The organism is Streptomyces bauhiniae (genome assembly GCF_004784475.1).
In the GTDB taxonomy this organism is placed as follows: domain Bacteria; phylum Actinomycetota; class Actinomycetes; order Streptomycetales; family Streptomycetaceae; genus Streptomyces; species Streptomyces seoulensis.
Map to the genome: position 1 here is coordinate 99,344 of NZ_SRRT01000008.1, position 16,157 is coordinate 115,500.

A 16,157-nucleotide genomic window follows, 5' to 3' on the forward strand; every position below is an offset into this window, starting at 1 on the left:
GCCACGCGCCATCGCGGTGTGAAAAAAAGACTCCGGGTGGCCGAAAACAGACCGCCCCGAACGGCCCAGCCGCTCAGCCCAGCCGGGCCGCCACCAGGTCCCAGACGGTGTCCGCGAGGGCCTCCTTCGGCCCGTGCGGTACGGCCGTCTCGGTGCCGTCGGCGCCCAGGACGACCGCCTCGTTCTCCTCCGAGCCGAAGGTCCGGCGCTCCCCCACCTCGTTCACCACCAGCAGGTCGCAGCCCTTGCGGGCCAGCTTGGCGCGGCCGTTGGCGAGCACGTCGTCGGTCTCGGCGGCGAAGCCGACGACGACCTGGCCGGGGCGGGCGCGCTCGGCGGCGACCTCGGCGAGCACGTCGGGATTGCGCACCAGGGCGACCGGCTCGGGCTCCTGGCCGTCCTTCTTCTTGATCTTCCCGCTCGCGTAGACCGCCGGGCGGAAGTCGGCGACGGCGGCGGCCATGACCACGGCATCGGCGTCGGCCGCGGCCTTGAGCACCGCCTCGCGGAGCTGGACGGCGGTGCCGACGTGCACGATGTCCACCCCGGCCGGGTCGGGCAGGGAGGCGTTGGCCGAGACCAAGGTCACGCGGGCCCCCCGCGCGGCGGCGGTCCGGGCGAGGGCGTACCCCTGCTTGCCGGAGGAGCGATTGCCGAGGAAGCGCACCGGGTCCAGCGGCTCACGGGTGCCGCCCGCCGAGACCACCACATGGCGCCCGGCGAGGTCGGGCTCGGTCACGCCCCGCGCCAGCACCCGGCGGCACACCTCGAAGATCTCGGCCGGGTCGGGCAGCCGCCCCTTGCCGGTGTCGACGCCGGTGAGGCGGCCCACGGCGGGCTCGATGACGACCGCGCCCCGGCGGCGCAGAGTGGCCACGTTCTCCTGGGTGGCCGGGTGCTCCCACATCTCGGTGTGCATCGCCGGGGCGAAGACCACCGGACAGCGCGCGGTGAGCAGGGTGTTGGTGAGCAGGTCGTCGGCGAGGCCGTGCGCGGCCTTGGCGAGCATGTCGGCGGTGGCGGGCGCGACCACCACGAGGTCGGCGTGCTGCCCGATGCGGACGTGCGGGACCTCGTGGACGCTGTCCCAGACCTCGGTGGAGACCGGGTTGCCGGACAGCGCGGACCAGGTGGCGGCGCCGACGAAGTGCAGCGCGGAGGCGGTCGGCACCACCCGCACGTCGTGCCCCGACTCGGTGAGCCGTCTGAGCAGCTCACAGGACTTGTACGCGGCGATGCCGCCGCTGACGCCCAGCACGACCTTCGGCTTGTCCACCGTCTCCACCGTCTCCCAGCGTCCTACGGACTTTCTCGGAACCTTTGACACCCATGACACACCACAGGCCCGGCAGGGTGACTGCCGGGCCTGTGGACAAGACGGGAACTACTGGACCGGGCCCTCGATGGCCTCGGAGGTCAGCAGACCGGCGTTGATCTCGCGCAGCGCGATCGAGAGCGGCTTCTCGTGGACGTGGGTGTCGACGAGCGGACCGACGTACTCGAGGAGGCCCTCACCGAGCTGCGAGTAGTACGCGTTGATCTGACGGGCGCGCTTGGCCGCGTAGATCACCAGGCTGTACTTCGAGTCGGTGGCCTCGAGGAGCTCGTCGATCGGAGGGTTGATGATGCCCTCGGGCGCGGTGATGGAAGAGGACACGCTCTGCCTTCCGATGGGTGGGAAAGAATCAGTCGGTGTGGATCACCGTGACCGTTGGGTCCTCTTCATGGACGGCGGTCACGATCACACAACGTCCATCAAGGCTAGCAGCTCCCCGGCCACGTCCTCGACGGAGGTGTTGACCAGGGTGACGTCGAACTCGGGCTCGGCGGCCAGTTCCGTCCGGGCCGCCGCCAGCCGGCGCTCGATGACCTCCGGCGGCTCGGTGCCCCGGCCGGTGAGCCTGCGCACCAGCTCGTCCCAGGACGGCGGGGCGAGGAAGACCAGTTGGGCGTCGGCCATCGACTCGCGGACCTGCCGGGCGCCCTGGAGGTCGATCTCCAGCAGTACCGGCTCGCCCTTCTCCAGCCGCTCCAGCACGGCCGTGCGGGGTGTGCCGTAGCGGTTGCCGGCGAACTCGGCCCACTCCAGCAGCTCGCCGTTGGCGATCAGCTTGTCCATCTCCTCGTCGCTGACGAAGAAGTAGTGGACGCCGTGCTGCTCGCCGGGTCGCGGCTTGCGGGTCGTCGCGGACACCGACAGCCAGACGTCGGGGTGTTCTTTGCGCATATGGGCGACGACCGTGCTCTTGCCGACCCCGGAGGGGCCGGAGAGCACGGTCAGCCGCGGACGTGCGTCCGGGGGTACGGGGGACGTCCCCCGGAATGTTCCAGCCATGCAGCGATTATTCCAGCAATCCCGGAGTGTCCGGGACTCCGGTCCGGGCAGCGCCCGGACTCAGGAGCCGGTGCTGCCGAACTCACGCTCCAGGGAGGCGATCTGGTTGGAACCGAGGCCGCGGACACGGCGGCTCTCGGAGATGCCCAGACGCTCCATGATCTGCTTGGCGCGGACCTTGCCCACGCCCGGCAGGGACTCCAGCAGGGCCGAGACCTTCATCTTGCCGATGACCTCGTTCTCCTGGCCCTGCTTGATGACCTCGTGCAGCGAGGCGCCGGAGTGCTTGAGTCGATTCTTGACCTCGGCCCGCTCCCGGCGAGCCGCGGCGGCCTTTTCGAGCGCGGCTGCGCGCTGTTCAGGGGTAAGGGGCGGAAGAGCCACGCCTACGTCACCTCGGATGTCGAACTGTCGGATACGGACCGGTGAGGAACCTAGTCGCCCCACACCTGGGGAGCGACGAGCAACACGCTCGCCCGCTCTCACTGCTCGGAGACTAGCGGGCATGTTCGCCAGAGTCAGCGAGAACAGCGGAAAAGTCCTGGTCAGCCTCCGTGAGGTCGGACTTTTCGGGCATACTGCCCACGATTCGTGGATGTATTCGCCTCTCGGACCCCCCATCGAGCCCGTCCGCCGTGCTCAGGAGCCCGCGACGGCGGCCCGGATCTCGCCCGCGAAGGCCGCCGTGGCCGCCCGCAGCGCCGCGACGTCGGGACCGTGCCGCAGCACGCCCCGGCTGACGTTCGGCACCACGTTGCCCACCGCGCTCCCGAACACCGCCGGGAGGTCCGCCGGGGTGGCCCCCTGGGCACCGACGCCGGGGGCGAGCAGCGGCCCGTTGATGGCGAGGTCGTAGGAGGACAGGTCGCCCACCGTGGCGCCCACGACCGCGCCGAAGGAGCCCAGCGGCTCGGCGCCCGCGTTATCGGCGGCGAGGTGGGCCAGCACGGTCGCGGCGACACTGCGCCCGTCCGCGCGGACCGCGTGCTGCACCTCGGGACCCTCCGGGTTGGAGGTCAGCGCGAGCACGAACAGCCCGGTGCCGCTCTCGCGGGCCAGCTCGACCGCCGGCGCGAGCGAGCCGTAGCCGAGGTACGGGGACACGGTGAGCGCGTCCGAGAACAGCGGGGCGTCCTTGCGCAGGAACGCCTCCGCGTACCCGGCCATGGTGGAGCCGATGTCGCCGCGCTTGGCGTCCATCACGACCAGGGCGCCCGCCGCGCGGGTCTCCTCGACGACACGCTCCAGGACGGCGACACCGCGCGAGCCGAACCGCTCGAAGAACGCGCTCTGCGGCTTGATCACGGCGACCCGGTCGGCCACGGCCTCCACGACCGTGCGGCTGAACCGCTCCAGGCCGGCCACGTCGTCGTTCAGGCCCCAGTCGGCGAGCAGCGAGGCGTGCGGGTCGATGCCGACGCACAGCGGGCCGCGCTCGTCCATGGCACGGCGCAGACGGGTACCGAAGGGCTCGCTCATGCGGGGTTCCTGACGTCGGCGCCGACCGCGTCGGCGAGGGTGGCGTACGGGCTGGCCTTCAGCCGGGCGGCGAGGCCCTTGTGGACGGCACGGGTCCAGAAGGGGCCCTCGTAGACGAAGGCGCTGTAGCCCTGGACCAGGGTGGCACCCGCCAGGATGCGCTGCCAGGCGTCCTCGGCGGTCTCGACGCCGCCGACGCCCACCAGGGTGATGCGGTCGCCCACGCGCGCGTACAGGCGCCGCAGCACCTCCAGGGAGCGTGTCTTGAGCGGCGCGCCGGACAGTCCGCCGGTCTCCTTGACCACCGAGGGCGCCGAGCGCAGGCCGAGGCCCTCGCGGGCGATGGTGGTGTTGGTGGCGATGATGCCGTCCAGGCCGAGTTCCACGGCGAGGTCGGCGACGGCGTCGACGTCCTCGTCCGCCAGGTCGGGGGCGATCTTCACCAGGAGCGGCACGCGGCGCTCGCCGGTGGCGCGGTCGGCGGCCTCGCGCACGGCGCCGAGCAGCGGGCGCAGCGCCTCGGTGGCCTGGAGGTTGCGCAGACCGGGGGTGTTCGGGGAGGAGACGTTGACCACGAGGTAGTCGGCGTGCGGGGCGAGCCGCTCGGCGGACTTCACGTAGTCCGCGACCGCGTCCGCCTCGGGGACGGCCTTGGTCTTGCCGATGTTGACGCCGACGACCGTACGGAACACCGGGCGCCGGGAGGCGAGGCGGGCGGCGACGGCGAGGGAGCCCTCGTTGTTGAAGCCCATGCGGTTGATCAGGGCTCGGTCGGCGACCAGCCGGAACAGCCGCTTCTTCGGGTTGCCGGGCTGGGCCTCGCCGGTGACGGTGCCGATCTCGACGTGGTCGAAGCCGAGCATGGAGAGCCCGTCGATACCGACGGCGTTCTTGTCGAAGCCGGCGGCGAGCCCGAAGGGGCCGTGCATGCGCAGGCCGAGGGCCTCGGTGCGCAGTTCCTCGTGCCGGGGGGCGAGCGCGGCGGCGGCGAAGGTGCGCAGGACCGGGATGCGGGCGAGCAGGCGAATCCAGCGGAAGGCGAGGTGATGGGCCTGTTCCGGGTCCATCCGCTGGAAGATCAGCCGGAAGAACAGCTTGTACATGTGGGGAGTCCTCAAGGGGCGGGGCGGGCGTGGCTCATGAAGAGGGGCTCATGAAGAGGGGGACACCGTTTCCGGTGTCCCCCTCGGCGCGGCTAGTCGCGGGCCGCGTTCAGATGTTCCGCGTGCTCCTGGAGGGAGCGGACGCCCACGTCCCCGCGGCCGAGGGCGTCGATGCCCTGGACGGCGGCGGCGAGCGCCTGGACGGTGGTCAGGCAGGGCACCGAGCGGGCCACGGCCGCCGTACGGATGTCGTAGCCGTCGAGGCGGCCGCCGGTGCCGTAGGGAGTGTTGACGATGAGGTCGACCTCGCCGTCGTGGATGAGCTGGACGATGGTCCGCTCGCCGTTCGGGCCGGCGCCCTCGGACTGCTTGCGCACGACGGTGGCGTTGATGCCGTTGCGCTTGAGGACCTCGGCGGTGCCGGAGGTGGCCAGCAGCTCGAAGCCGTGGGCGACCAGCTCGCGGGCCGGGAAGATCATCGAGCGCTTGTCGCGGTTGGCGACCGAGATGAACGCGCGGCCCTTGGTGGGCAGCGGGCCGTACGCGCCCGCCTGCGACTTGGCGTACGCCGTGCCGAAGACGGAGTCGATGCCCATGACCTCGCCGGTGGAGCGCATCTCCGGGCCGAGCACGGTGTCCACGCCGCGGCCCTGGATGTCCCGGAAGCGGGACCAGGGCATCACGGCCTCCTTGACGGAGATCGGCGCGTCCAGCGGGAGTTCGCCGCCGTCGCCGGTGGCGGGCAGCAGGCCCTCGGCGCGCAGCTCGGCGATGGTCGTGCCCAGCGAGATGCGGGCGGCGGCCTTGGCGAGCGGGACGGCGGTCGCCTTGGAGGTGAAGGGGACCGTGCGGGAGGCGCGCGGGTTGGCCTCCAGGACGTAGAGGATGTCGCCCGACATGGCGAACTGGATGTTGATCAGTCCGCGGACGCCGACGCCCTTGGCGATGGCCTCGGTGGAGGCGCGCAGCCGCTTGATGTCGAAGCCGCCCAGCGTGATCGGGGGCAGGGCGCACGCCGAGTCGCCGGAGTGGATGCCGGCCTCCTCGATGTGCTCCATGACGCCGCCGAGGTACAGCTCCTCGCCGTCGTAGAGGGCGTCGACGTCGATCTCGATGGCGTCGTCCAGGAAGCGGTCCACGAGGACCGGCCGGGACGGGCTGATCTCGGTGGACTCCTCGATGTACGCGGAGAGGCGCTCCTCCTCGTACACGATCTCCATGCCGCGGCCGCCGAGGACGTAGGAGGGGCGGACCAGGACCGGGTAGCCGATCTCGTCCGCGATGGCCTTGGCCTCGGCGAAGGTGGTGGCGGTGCCGTGCTTGGGCGCGGGCAGGCCGGCCTCGGCCAGCACGCGGCCGAAGGCGCCCCGGTCCTCGGCGGCGTGGATGGCCTCGGGCGGGGTGCCGACGACCGGCACGCCGTTGTGCTTCAGCGCCTGCGCGAGGCCGAGCGGGGTCTGGCCGCCGAGCTGCACGACCACACCGGCGATCGGGCCGGCGAGGGACTCCGCGTGCACGATCTCCAGCACGTCCTCCAGGGTGAGCGGCTCGAAGTAGAGCCGGTCGGAGGTGTCGTAGTCGGTGGAGACGGTCTCCGGGTTGCAGTTGACCATCACGGTCTCGTACCCGGCGTCGGAGAGCGCGAAGGAGGCGTGGACGCAGGAGTAGTCGAACTCGATGCCCTGGCCGATGCGGTTGGGCCCGGAGCCCAGGATGATCACGGCGGGCTTCTCGCGCGGCGCGACCTCGCTCTCCTCGTCGTAGGAGGAGTAGAAGTACGGCGTCCTGGCGGCGAACTCGGCGGCGCAGGTGTCGACCGTCTTGTAGACCGGGCGGATGCCGAGCACGTGCCGGACCTCGCGGACGACGTCCTCGCGCAGGCCCCGGATCTCGCCGATCTGGAGGTCGGAGAAGCCGTGCCGCTTGGCCTCGGCGAGCAGTTCGGCGGTCAGCTCGGACGCCTCGGCCAGCTCGTCCGCGGTCTCCTTGATGAGGAAGAGCTGGTCCACGAACCAGGGGTCGATCTTCGTGTAGTCGAAGATCTCCTCGGGCGTGGCACCGGCGCGGATGGCCTGCATGACGGTGTTGATCCGGCCGTCGGTGGGGCGTACCGCCTCTTCGAGGAGGGCGGTCTTGTCGCCGGGGTCACCGATGAAGGTGAACTGGCTGCCCTTCTTCTCCAGCGAGCGCAGCGCCTTCTGGAACGCCTCGGTGAAGTTGCGGCCGATGGCCATGGCCTCGCCGACCGACTTCATGGTGGTGGTCAGCGTGGAATCGGCCTGCGGGAACTTCTCGAACGCGAACCGGGGGGCCTTGACGACGACGTAGTCGAGCGTGGGCTCGAAGGAGGCCGGGGTTTCCCGCGTGATGTCGTTCGGGATCTCGTCCAGCGTGTAGCCGACGGCCAGCTTGGCGGCGATCTTGGCGATCGGGAAGCCGGTGGCCTTGGAGGCGAGCGCGGAGGACCGGGAGACACGCGGGTTCATCTCGATGACGATGACCCGGCCGTCCTCGGGGTTCACCGCGAACTGGATGTTGCAGCCGCCGGTGTCCACGCCGACCTCGCGGATGATGGCGATGCCGACGTCGCGCAGGAGCTGGTACTCGCGGTCGGTCAGCGTCATCGCGGGGGCGACGGTGATCGAGTCGCCGGTGTGCACGCCCATCGGGTCGAAGTTCTCGATGGAGCAGACGACCACGACGTTGTCGTTCTTGTCGCGCATCAGCTCCAGCTCGTACTCCTTCCAGCCGAGGATGGACTCCTCCAGGAGCACCTCGGTGGTCGGGGAGAGCGTGAGGCCCTGGCCGGCGATGCGGCGCAGCTCCTCCTCGTCGTGGGCGAAGCCGGAGCCGGCGCCGCCCATGGTGAAGGAGGGGCGGACGACGACGGGGTAGCCGCCGAGCGTGTCGACGCCCGCGAGGACGTCGTCCATGGCGTGGCAGATGACCGAGCGGGCGGACTCGCCGTGGCCGGTCTTCTTGCGGACCTCCTCCACGACGCCCTTGAAGAGGTCGCGGTCCTCGCCCTTGTGGATCGCCTCGGGCCGGGCGCCGATCAGTTCGACGCCGTACTTCTCCAGCACCCCGCTGTCGTGCAGCGAGATGGCGGTGTTCAGCGCGGTCTGGCCGCCCAGGGTGGGCAGGAGGGCGTCGGGGCGCTCCTTGGCGATGATCTTCTCGACGAACTCGGGGGTGATCGGCTCGACGTAGGTGGCGTCGGCGATCTCCGGGTCGGTCATGATCGTCGCCGGGTTGGAGTTGACCAGGATCACGCGCAGGCCCTCGGCCTTGAGCACGCGGCACGCCTGGGTGCCGGAGTAGTCGAACTCGGCGGCCTGACCGATGACGATCGGGCCCGAGCCGATGACCAGGACGGACTGGATGTCGGAGCGCTTAGGCACGCTGGCCCTCCCGGACGGTGCTCATCAAAGACGTGAAGCGGTCGAACAGATAGGCGGCGTCGTGCGGACCGGCCGCCGCCTCGGGGTGGTACTGGACGGAGAAGGCCGGCTGGTCGAGGAGCTGGAGGCCCTCCACCACGTCGTCGTTCAGGCAGACGTGGGAGACCTCGGCGCGGCCGAACTTCGTCTCGCTGACCTGGTCCAGCGGCGCGTCGACGGCGAAGCCGTGGTTGTGCGCGGTGACCTCCACCTTGCCGGTGGTGCGGTCCTGGACGGGCTGGTTGATGCCCCGGTGGCCGTACTTCAGCTTGTAGGTGCCGAAGCCGAGGGCGCGGCCGAGGATCTGGTTGCCGAAGCAGATGCCGAACAGCGGGGTCTTCCGCTCCAGCACGGCGGTCATCAGGGCCACCGGGCCGTCGGCCGTGGCCGGGTCGCCGGGGCCGTTGGAGAAGAACACACCGTCGGGGTCGACGGCGTAGACGTCCTCGGCCGTGGCGGTCGCCGGGAGCACGTGGACCTCGATGCCGCGCTCGGCCATCCGCTGCGGGGTCATGCCCTTGATGCCGAGGTCGATGGCGGCGACGGTGAACTTCTTCTCGCCGACCGCGGGGACGACGTACGCCTCCTTGGTGGCGACCTCCTCGTAGAGGCTCGCGCCCTTCATGTGCGGCTGGGCCTGGACCCGCTCCACCAGTTCGGCGTCGGGGGCGAGTGCCTCGCCGGAGAAGATGCCGGCGCGCATGGAGCCGCGCTCGCGCAGGTGCCGGGTGAGGGCGCGGGTGTCGATGCCGCTGATGCCGACGACGCCCTGGGCGGTCAGCTCGTCGTCCAGGGAGCGCCGGGAGCGCCAGTTGGACGGCACGCGCGCGGGGTCGCGGACCACGTAGCCGGAGACCCAGATGCGGCCGGACTCGTCGTCCTCGTCGTTCCAGCCGGTGTTGCCGATCTGGGGGGCGGTGGCGACGACGATCTGGCGGTCGTAGGAGGGGTCGGTCAGGGTCTCCTGGTAGCCGGTCATGCCGGTGGAGAACACGGCCTCGCCGAAGGTCTCCCCCACGGCCCCGTAGGCGCGGCCGCGGAAGGTGCGGCCGTCCTCCAGGACGAGTACGGCGGGAGTCTTCGCGGCTCCCCTGGTGGAGGTCGTCATCGTGCGCCTTCCGTGTGGTTGGTCATCTGGTTCAGGGTGTCGACCCAGGTGGTGTGTTCGGCGGCGTGGTCGGAGCGGAAGCCGGAGTCGATCAGCTTCTCGCCGTGCGCCCAGGTCACCACGAGCAGTCCGCCCTCGGTGAGGACCTTGCCCGCGATGCCCTTGTCGAGCCGAGCGCCGCGCAGCGCTCCGGCGGGGATGAAGAAGTCGGTGGCGCCGGGGCGCTCGACGGCCAGGCCCTCATCGGTGAGGGTCAGCTCGGCCCGGCTGCGGGAGCCCAGGCCGTGGGCCACGATCCGGTCCAGCCACTGCCCGGCGGTGGTGGAGCCGTGGTAGCGGCCGCTGAGGGTAAGTTTCTCGGGGCCGAGGTCGTCCGGCACCTCGGGGAGTTCGGGCAGGTCGCTCTGGAGGGTGCCGCGCCACTTCCAGCCCTCGCGCATCAGCCAGTAGACGAGGGCGACGAAGAGGGCCAGTCCGACGAGCCAGCCCAGGCGGGCGGCCCAGTCGGTCACCGCGGCCGACTTCTTCTCGTCCGCCAGCCCGGTGGCGAGCGATACGGCGAGCTGAGTTGCAGGTGTCACGTGAGCTTCCCGTCCATGAGCGTGGCCTTGCCCCGCAGCCAGGTGTGGGTGACACGGCCCGGCAGCTCGCGGCCCTCGTAGGGGGTGTTGCGGCTGCGCGAGGCGAAGCGCGCGGGGTCCACCTGTCCACGGTAGGCCGTGTCCACGAGGGTGAGGTTGGCGGGCTCGCCCGCGGCGACCGGGCGGCCGTGGCCGGTGGCGCCGCCGATGCGGGCCGGGGTGAAGGACATCCGGTCGGCGACCGCGGCCCAGTCCAGCAGGCCGGTCTCCACCATGGTCTCCTGCACCACGGACAGCGCGGTCTCCAGGCCGACCATGCCCATGGCGGCCGCGGCCCACTCGCAGTCCTTGTCCTCGTGCGGGTGCGGGGCGTGGTCGGTGGCGACGATGTCGATCGTGCCGTCGGCCAGCGCCTCGCGCAGGGCGCGCACATCGCGCTCGGTACGCAGCGGCGGGTTGACCTTGTAGGCGGGGTTGTAGGTGCGCACCATCTCCTCGGTCAGGAGCAGGTGGTGCGGGCACACCTCGGCGGTGACGTCGATGCCGCGGGACTTGGCCCAGCGGATGATCTCCACCGAGCCGGCCGTGGAGAGGTGGCAGATGTGCAGGCGGGAGCCGACGTGCTCGGCGAGCAGCACGTCCCGCGCGATGATCGACTCCTCGGCGACGGCCGGCCAGCCGCCGAGGCCCAGCTCGGCGGAGACGACGCCCTCGTTCATCTGGGCGCCCTCGGTGAGCCGGGGCTCCTGGGCGTGCTGGGCGACGACCCCGCCGAACGCCTTCACGTACTCCAGGGCGCGGCGCATGATCACCGCGTCGTCCACACACTTGCCGTCGTCGGAGAAGACGCTGACCTCGGCGGCCGAGTCGTGCATGGCGCCCAGCTCGGCGAGCTTCTTGCCCTCCAGGCCCACGGTGACGGCGCCGATGGGGCGTACGTCGCAGTAGCCGGACTCCTTGCCGAGCCGCCAGACCTGCTCGACCACGCCGGCGGTGTCGGCGACGGGGAAGGTGTTGGCCATGGCGAAGACGGCGGTGAAGCCGCCGGAGGCGGCGGCGCGGGTGCCGGTCAGCACGGTCTCGGAGTCCTCGCGGCCCGGCTCGCGCAGATGGGTGTGCAGGTCGACCAGGCCCGGCAGCAGCACCTTGCCACCGGCCTCGATCACCTCGGCGCCCTCGGCGCTCAGCCCGGTGCCGACCGCCGCGATCAGCTCGCCGTCGATCAGTACGTCCTGCGGCTCGCCCCCGAGCACCTTCGCACCACGGATCAGGATCTTGCTCATGGGTCTTACTTCTCCTCGGTACGAAGGTGGGCGGTGGCGGGCTGGGCGCCGGCGGGCTCGTTGCCGCCGAGCAGCAGGTAGAGGACGGCCATGCGGATGGAGACGCCGTTGGCGACCTGCTCCACGACCGTGCAGCGGTCGGAGTCGGCGACCTCGGCGGTGATCTCCATGCCCCGGACCATCGGGCCGGGGTGCATCACGATGGCGTGGTCCGGCAGCCTGGCCATGCGGTCGCCGTCGAGGCCGTAGCGGCGGGAGTACTCGCGCTCGGTGGGGAAGAACGCGGCGTTCATCCGCTCGCGCTGCACGCGGAGCATCATCACCGCGTCGGACTTGGGCAGCGTGGAGTCGAGGTCGTAGGAGACCTCGCAGGGCCAGGTCTCCACGCCGACCGGCAGCAGGGTGGGCGGGGCGACCAGGGTGACCTCGGCGCCCAGGGTGTGCAGCAGATCCACGTTGGAGCGGGCGACGCGGCTGTGCAGGACGTCGCCGACGAGGGTGACGCGCTTGCCGTCGAGGTCCCGGCCGAGCCCGGCGTCGGCGCCGATCAGGCGGCGGCGCATGGTGAAGGCGTCCAGCAGGGCCTGGGTGGGGTGCTGGTGGGTGCCGTCGCCGGCGTTGATGACCGGGGCGTCGATCCAGCCGGAGTTGGCGAGGCGGTAGGGGGCGCCGGAGGCGCTGTGCCGGATGACGACGGCGTCCACGCCCATCGCCTCCAGCGTCTGGGCGGTGTCCTTCAGCGACTCGCCCTTGGAGACGCTGGAGCCCTTGGCCGCGAAGTTGATGACATCGGCGGAGAGGCGCTTCTCGGCGGCCTCGAACGAGATCCGGGTGCGGGTCGAGTCCTCGAAGAAGAGGTTGCAGACCGTGCGGCCGCGCAGGGTCGGCAGTTTCTTGATCGGCCGGTCCGCGACCCGGGCCATCTCCTCGGCGGTGTCGAGGATCAGGACGGCGTCGTCGCGGGTGAGGTCGGCGGCCGAGATGAGATGACGCTGCATCTGTCAGGCTCCGTAAGGCAGTTAATACGGGAGGTTTCGGGCGGACCGGGGTGCGCCGGGGCACGCCGAAGCGGCCGGGCACCCGGAGGCGCTACTGGTCGGCAGACTTGGCACCGAGCAGCACGGTGTCCCGTCCGTCCTCCTCGGCGAGCTGGACCTTGACCGTCTCCCGCAGCGACGTGGGGAGGTTCTTGCCGACGTAGTCGGCGCGGATCGGGAGTTCCCGGTGCCCGCGGTCGACGAGGACGGCGAGCTGCACCGCGCGGGGGCGCCCGATGTCGTTCAGGGCGTCGAGGGCGGCGCGGATGGTGCGGCCGGAGAAGAGCACGTCGTCGACGAGGACCACCAGGCGGCCGTCGACTCCCTCACCGGGGATCTCGGTGCGGGCGAGGGCGCGCGGGGGGTGCATGCGCAGGTCGTCGCGGTACATCGTGATGTCGAGCGAGCCGACGGGGATCTTCCGGCCGGTGACCTGCTCCAGCTTGACGGCGAGCCGCTGGGCGAGGAAGACGCCTCGCGTGGGGATGCCGAGGAGCACCACGTCGTCGGCGCCCTTGGCGCGTTCGACGATCTCGTGGGCGATGCGGGTCAGAACCCTGGCGATGTCCGGGCCTTCGAGCACGGGCCGGGCATCGGAGTTGAGCGGATTGGCGTGCGTGTCCATACGAAACGGACCTCCTTCTCCGCCTCACGGGACGGACTTTAAAGGACGTCGGATTTGCGCCAACCACCCTAGCAGGTCCCCGGAGGGGCTTCTTCACCCGCTTGGCCCAACGGGCGGCCACTACCACGGAAGAGTCGGTGTGGACCATTCGGCTTGACGCAGGAGAATCACGCTGCGTAACCTCACAGTGAGTTACCAGCCGCGCGGTGGGATCACCTGCCGCCCGCGTCTACACAGTGTCCGGGGAGCTATATGTCCAGCGAATACGCCAAACAGCTCGGGGCCAAGCTCCGGGCCATCCGCACCCAGCAGGGCCTTTCCCTCCACGGTGTCGAGGAGAAGTCCCAGGGGCGCTGGAAGGCCGTGGTGGTCGGTTCCTACGAGCGCGGCGACCGTGCCGTGACCGTACAGCGCCTGGCCGAGCTGGCCGATTTCTACGGCGTTCCGGTGCAGGAGCTGCTGCCGGGCACCACGCCGGGCGGGGCCGCCGAGCCGCCGCCGAAGCTGGTCCTGGACCTGGAGCGGCTGGCCACCGTGCCGGCCGAGAAGGCGGGCCCCCTCCAGCGGTACGCGGCGACCATCCAGTCCCAGCGCGGCGACTACAACGGCAAGGTGCTGTCGATCCGCCAGGACGACCTGCGCACCCTCGCCGTCATCTACGACCAGTCCCCCTCGGTCCTCACCGAGCAGCTCATCAGTTGGGGCGTCCTGGACGCGGACGCGCGCCGCGCGGTCGCCCACGAGGACGCCTGACCGCTCCGCGGGGTTCAGCAGCAGAAACGTGCCGCCGGGGTGGCAGGGAAACCTTCCCTGCCACCCCGGCGGCTTTTTCGGCTCGCTGAGGCCGGAGAAACTCAGGGGCGCGGGGAACTGCGCGACCAGCCCCGACGGGCCGGCACACGCGGCTCTCCCGCGCCCCTACGACGCTGCTACGGCTGATCGCGCCGCAGGCTCGGCTTCAGCTCCTTGAAGCGGCCGAGAAGACCGTTCACGAAGGCCGGCGACTCGTCCGTCGAGAACTCCTTCGCGAGCTGCACCATCTCGTCGAGGACGACCGCGTCCGGGGTCTCGTCCTCCCAGATCAGCTCGTACGCGCCGAGGCGCAGCAGGTTGCGGTCGACGACCGGCATCCGGTCGAGCGTCCAGCCCACCGCGTACTGGGCGATCAGGTCGTCGATGCGGCGGGCGCGCTCGGCGTACCCCTCGACGAGCTGCATGGTGTACTCGCTGACGGGCGGCTGCCGGGTGTCGCTCCGGGAGAGCCGGACCCAGTCGGCGAGAACCGTGATGACGTCGGTGCCGCGCTGGTCACCCTCGAAGAGGATCTGGAAGGCGCGCTTGCGGGCCGTGTTGCGGGCGGCCACGGTTAGCTGTTCACCCGGCCGAGGTAGTCGCTCGTGCGGGTGTCGACCTTGATCTTCTCGCCGGTGGTGATGAAGAGCGGGACCTGGATCTGGTGGCCGGTCTCCAGGATGGCGGGCTTGGTGCCACCGGTGGAGCGGTCGCCCTGGACGCCCGGCTCGGTCTCCTGGATGACCAGCTCGACGGCGGCCGGCAGCTCCACGAAGAGCACCTCGCCCTCGTGCTGGGCGACGACGGCGGTGAAGCCCTCGATCAGGAAGTTCGCGGCGTCGCCGACGGCCTTCGGGTCGATGTGGAGCTGGTCGTACGTCTCCATGTCCATGAAGACGAAGTACTCGCCGTCCTTGTACGAGTACTGCATGTCGCGCTTGTCGACGGTGGCCGTCTCGACCTTGACACCGGCGTTGAAGGTCTTGTCGACCACCTTGCCGGAGAGGACGTTCTTGAGCTTGGTGCGCACGAAGGCCGGGCCCTTACCGGGCTTGACGTGCTGGAACTCGACGACGGACCAAAGCTGGCCCCCGTCGAGCTTGAGCACCATGCCGTTCTTGAGGTCGTTCGTGGAAGCCACGGTTGCGGAATCTCCTGGACTGACGTACGACCCCGGCGCTCACACCTGTCTACAGGGCGAGCAGTTCCTTGGTCGTGATGGTGAGTAGCTCGGGTCCGCCGTCCGCCTCGGGGCGGACGACGAGCGTGTCATCGATCCGGACTCCGCCCCGGCCCGGAAGGTGGACCCCCGGCTCGACGGTGACCGGCACGCAAGCGTCAAGTTTACCCATGGCCGCGGGGGCGAGCTGCGGGTCCTCGTCGATTTCGAGCCCGACCCCGTGTCCGGTGGCCGGCTGGAGGGCCGCGCCGTGCCCGGCGGAGTCCAGCACCTGGCGCGCGGCACGGTCCACGTCACGGCAGGCCGCGCCCGGCACGAGGGCCTCGCGACCGGCCCGTTGGGCGGCGAAGACCAGGTCGTACAGCTCGACCTGCCAGTCGGCCGGCGAGGTGCCGATGACGAAGGTCCGGCCGATCTCGCACCGGTAGCCGCGGTAGGCGGCGCCCAGGCAGACGGAGAGGAAGTCGCCCTCCTCCACCCGCCGGTCGGTGGGACGGTGGCCCGGACGGCCGGAGTTGGGGCCGGTGGCCACCGAGGTCGGGAAGGCCGGGCCCTCGGCGCCGTGGTCGACCAGCCGGCGCTCCAGCTCCAGCGCGAGATGGCGCTCGGTGCGGCCGACGAGGATGGACTCCAGCAGCTCGCCGAGGGCCTGGTCGGCGATCTCGGCGCCGATGCGCAGGCAGGAGATCTCCTCCTCGTCCTTGATCAGCCTGAGCTGCTCCACGGCCGTACCGAGCCCGGCGAGCCGCAGCCCCGGCGCGACGGCGTCCAGGGCGCGGTACCGGGCGACGGTGAGGTGGTGCTCCTCCACGGCGAGGGCCTCGCTGCCCTGGCTCCCGGCCAGGTCGGCGGCGGCCACGGCCGGGTCGCGGCCGGGCGTGGACAGGATGTGCAGGACCAGGGACTCGTCGGGGCGCCCGTCCGCGGGCCGGTCCTCCGGCGGGACGGGGCACACCAACTGGTCCTGCTGGTCCTGGTCCCTGCCGAGCAGCAGGACAGCGCCCTGGGGCGCGGCGCCCGCCAGGTAGCGCACATTGGCGGGGCGGGAGATGAGCGCTGCCGCGGTACCGGCCGCGTTGCAGCGTTCCCTCAGCCGGGATCGACGGGTCGCGTACACCTCTGACATGAGACGAGCGTAGAAGTTGTGCCCGGTTTGTGCCGGTTGGCGGGGGCCGAGTGGGGTGCGGCCGGTGT

Annotated in this window: 16 protein-coding genes; 1 reads left to right on the plus strand and 15 read right to left on the minus strand. The window is 71.1% G+C overall.

The window, feature by feature from the left end; translation table 11 throughout:
- Positions 1-73: 73 nt before the first annotated feature.
- From coaBC to pyrR, 12 genes are all read right to left on the minus strand, one after another.
- Positions 74-1,276 carry a bifunctional phosphopantothenoylcysteine decarboxylase/phosphopantothenate--cysteine ligase CoaBC gene (gene coaBC, locus E5083_RS25520; protein ID WP_135788048.1) on the minus strand — a complete coding sequence of 401 codons (1,203 nt, stop codon included), beginning with the start codon at positions 1,274-1,276 and terminating at the stop codon, positions 74-76.
- Between the two features lie 108 nt (positions 1,277-1,384).
- Complete coding sequence (gene rpoZ / locus E5083_RS25525) at positions 1,385-1,657, minus strand: DNA-directed RNA polymerase subunit omega (RefSeq protein WP_030810584.1); 273 nt, start codon at positions 1,655-1,657, stop codon at positions 1,385-1,387.
- Between the two features lie 84 nt (positions 1,658-1,741).
- Positions 1,742-2,335 (minus strand): guanylate kinase, encoded by a 594-nt coding sequence (gmk, locus tag E5083_RS25530; RefSeq protein WP_135788049.1) that lies wholly within the window; start codon positions 2,333-2,335, stop codon positions 1,742-1,744.
- Between the two features lie 60 nt (positions 2,336-2,395).
- Positions 2,396-2,719 (minus strand): integration host factor, encoded by a 324-nt coding sequence (locus E5083_RS25535; RefSeq protein WP_030810589.1) that lies wholly within the window; start codon positions 2,717-2,719, stop codon positions 2,396-2,398.
- 255 nt (positions 2,720-2,974) lie between these two features.
- Positions 2,975-3,814, minus strand: coding sequence for an orotidine-5'-phosphate decarboxylase (gene pyrF / locus E5083_RS25540; RefSeq protein ID WP_135788050.1), 840 nt, complete (start codon positions 3,812-3,814; stop codon positions 2,975-2,977).
- A complete protein-coding gene (locus tag E5083_RS25545; protein ID WP_135788051.1) occupies positions 3,811-4,917 on the minus strand; it encodes a quinone-dependent dihydroorotate dehydrogenase in 1,107 nt (368 codons plus the stop codon). The genes pyrF and E5083_RS25545 overlap by 4 nt, the downstream gene beginning before the upstream one ends.
- A 92-nt stretch (positions 4,918-5,009) precedes the next feature.
- A complete protein-coding gene (gene carB / locus E5083_RS25550) occupies positions 5,010-8,318 on the minus strand; it encodes a carbamoyl-phosphate synthase large subunit (RefSeq protein WP_135788052.1) in 3,309 nt (1,102 codons plus the stop codon).
- A complete protein-coding gene (gene carA, locus E5083_RS25555; RefSeq protein ID WP_135788053.1) occupies positions 8,311-9,465 on the minus strand; it encodes a glutamine-hydrolyzing carbamoyl-phosphate synthase small subunit in 1,155 nt (384 codons plus the stop codon). The genes carB and carA overlap by 8 nt, the downstream gene beginning before the upstream one ends.
- Positions 9,462-10,046: a PH-like domain-containing protein gene (locus E5083_RS25560; protein ID WP_208754154.1), complete on the minus strand. Its 585-nt coding sequence runs from the start codon at positions 10,044-10,046 to the stop codon at positions 9,462-9,464. The genes carA and E5083_RS25560 overlap by 4 nt, the downstream gene beginning before the upstream one ends.
- Positions 10,043-11,329 carry a dihydroorotase gene (locus tag E5083_RS25565; RefSeq protein WP_135788054.1) on the minus strand — a complete coding sequence of 429 codons (1,287 nt, stop codon included), beginning with the start codon at positions 11,327-11,329 and terminating at the stop codon, positions 10,043-10,045. The genes E5083_RS25560 and E5083_RS25565 overlap by 4 nt, the downstream gene beginning before the upstream one ends.
- Positions 11,330-11,334: 5 nt before the next feature.
- On the minus strand, positions 11,335-12,327 hold the full coding sequence (locus E5083_RS25570; RefSeq protein WP_135788055.1) for an aspartate carbamoyltransferase catalytic subunit: 993 nt from the start codon (positions 12,325-12,327) through the stop codon (positions 11,335-11,337).
- 91 nt (positions 12,328-12,418) lie between these two features.
- Positions 12,419-12,991, minus strand: coding sequence for a bifunctional pyr operon transcriptional regulator/uracil phosphoribosyltransferase PyrR (gene pyrR, locus E5083_RS25575; protein ID WP_031180175.1), 573 nt, complete (start codon positions 12,989-12,991; stop codon positions 12,419-12,421).
- Between the two features lie 252 nt (positions 12,992-13,243).
- On the opposite strand from pyrR, the gene bldD reads away from it, so the two are divergent.
- Positions 13,244-13,744, plus strand: a complete 501-nt coding sequence (gene bldD / locus E5083_RS25580) for a transcriptional regulator BldD (protein ID WP_099927449.1) — start codon at positions 13,244-13,246, stop codon at positions 13,742-13,744.
- 176 nt (positions 13,745-13,920) lie between these two features.
- Here bldD and nusB read toward each other — a convergent pair whose 3' ends face one another.
- Genes nusB through E5083_RS25595 form a run of 3 tightly spaced genes read right to left on the minus strand, consistent with a single transcriptional unit; the run spans position 13,921 to position 16,089 of the window.
- The gene (gene nusB, locus E5083_RS25585; RefSeq protein ID WP_135788056.1) at positions 13,921-14,355 is read right to left on the minus strand and encodes a transcription antitermination factor NusB; all 435 of its coding nucleotides are present in this window, start codon (positions 14,353-14,355) and stop codon (positions 13,921-13,923) included.
- Between the two features lie 2 nt (positions 14,356-14,357).
- Entirely contained in the window at positions 14,358-14,924 is a 567-nt protein-coding gene (gene efp / locus E5083_RS25590) for an elongation factor P (RefSeq protein ID WP_030810617.1), read from the minus strand.
- Positions 14,925-14,973: 49 nt separating this feature from the next.
- Positions 14,974-16,089 (minus strand): aminopeptidase P family protein, encoded by a 1,116-nt coding sequence (locus E5083_RS25595; RefSeq protein ID WP_135788057.1) that lies wholly within the window; start codon positions 16,087-16,089, stop codon positions 14,974-14,976.
- Between the last annotated feature and the right edge of the window lie 68 nt (positions 16,090-16,157).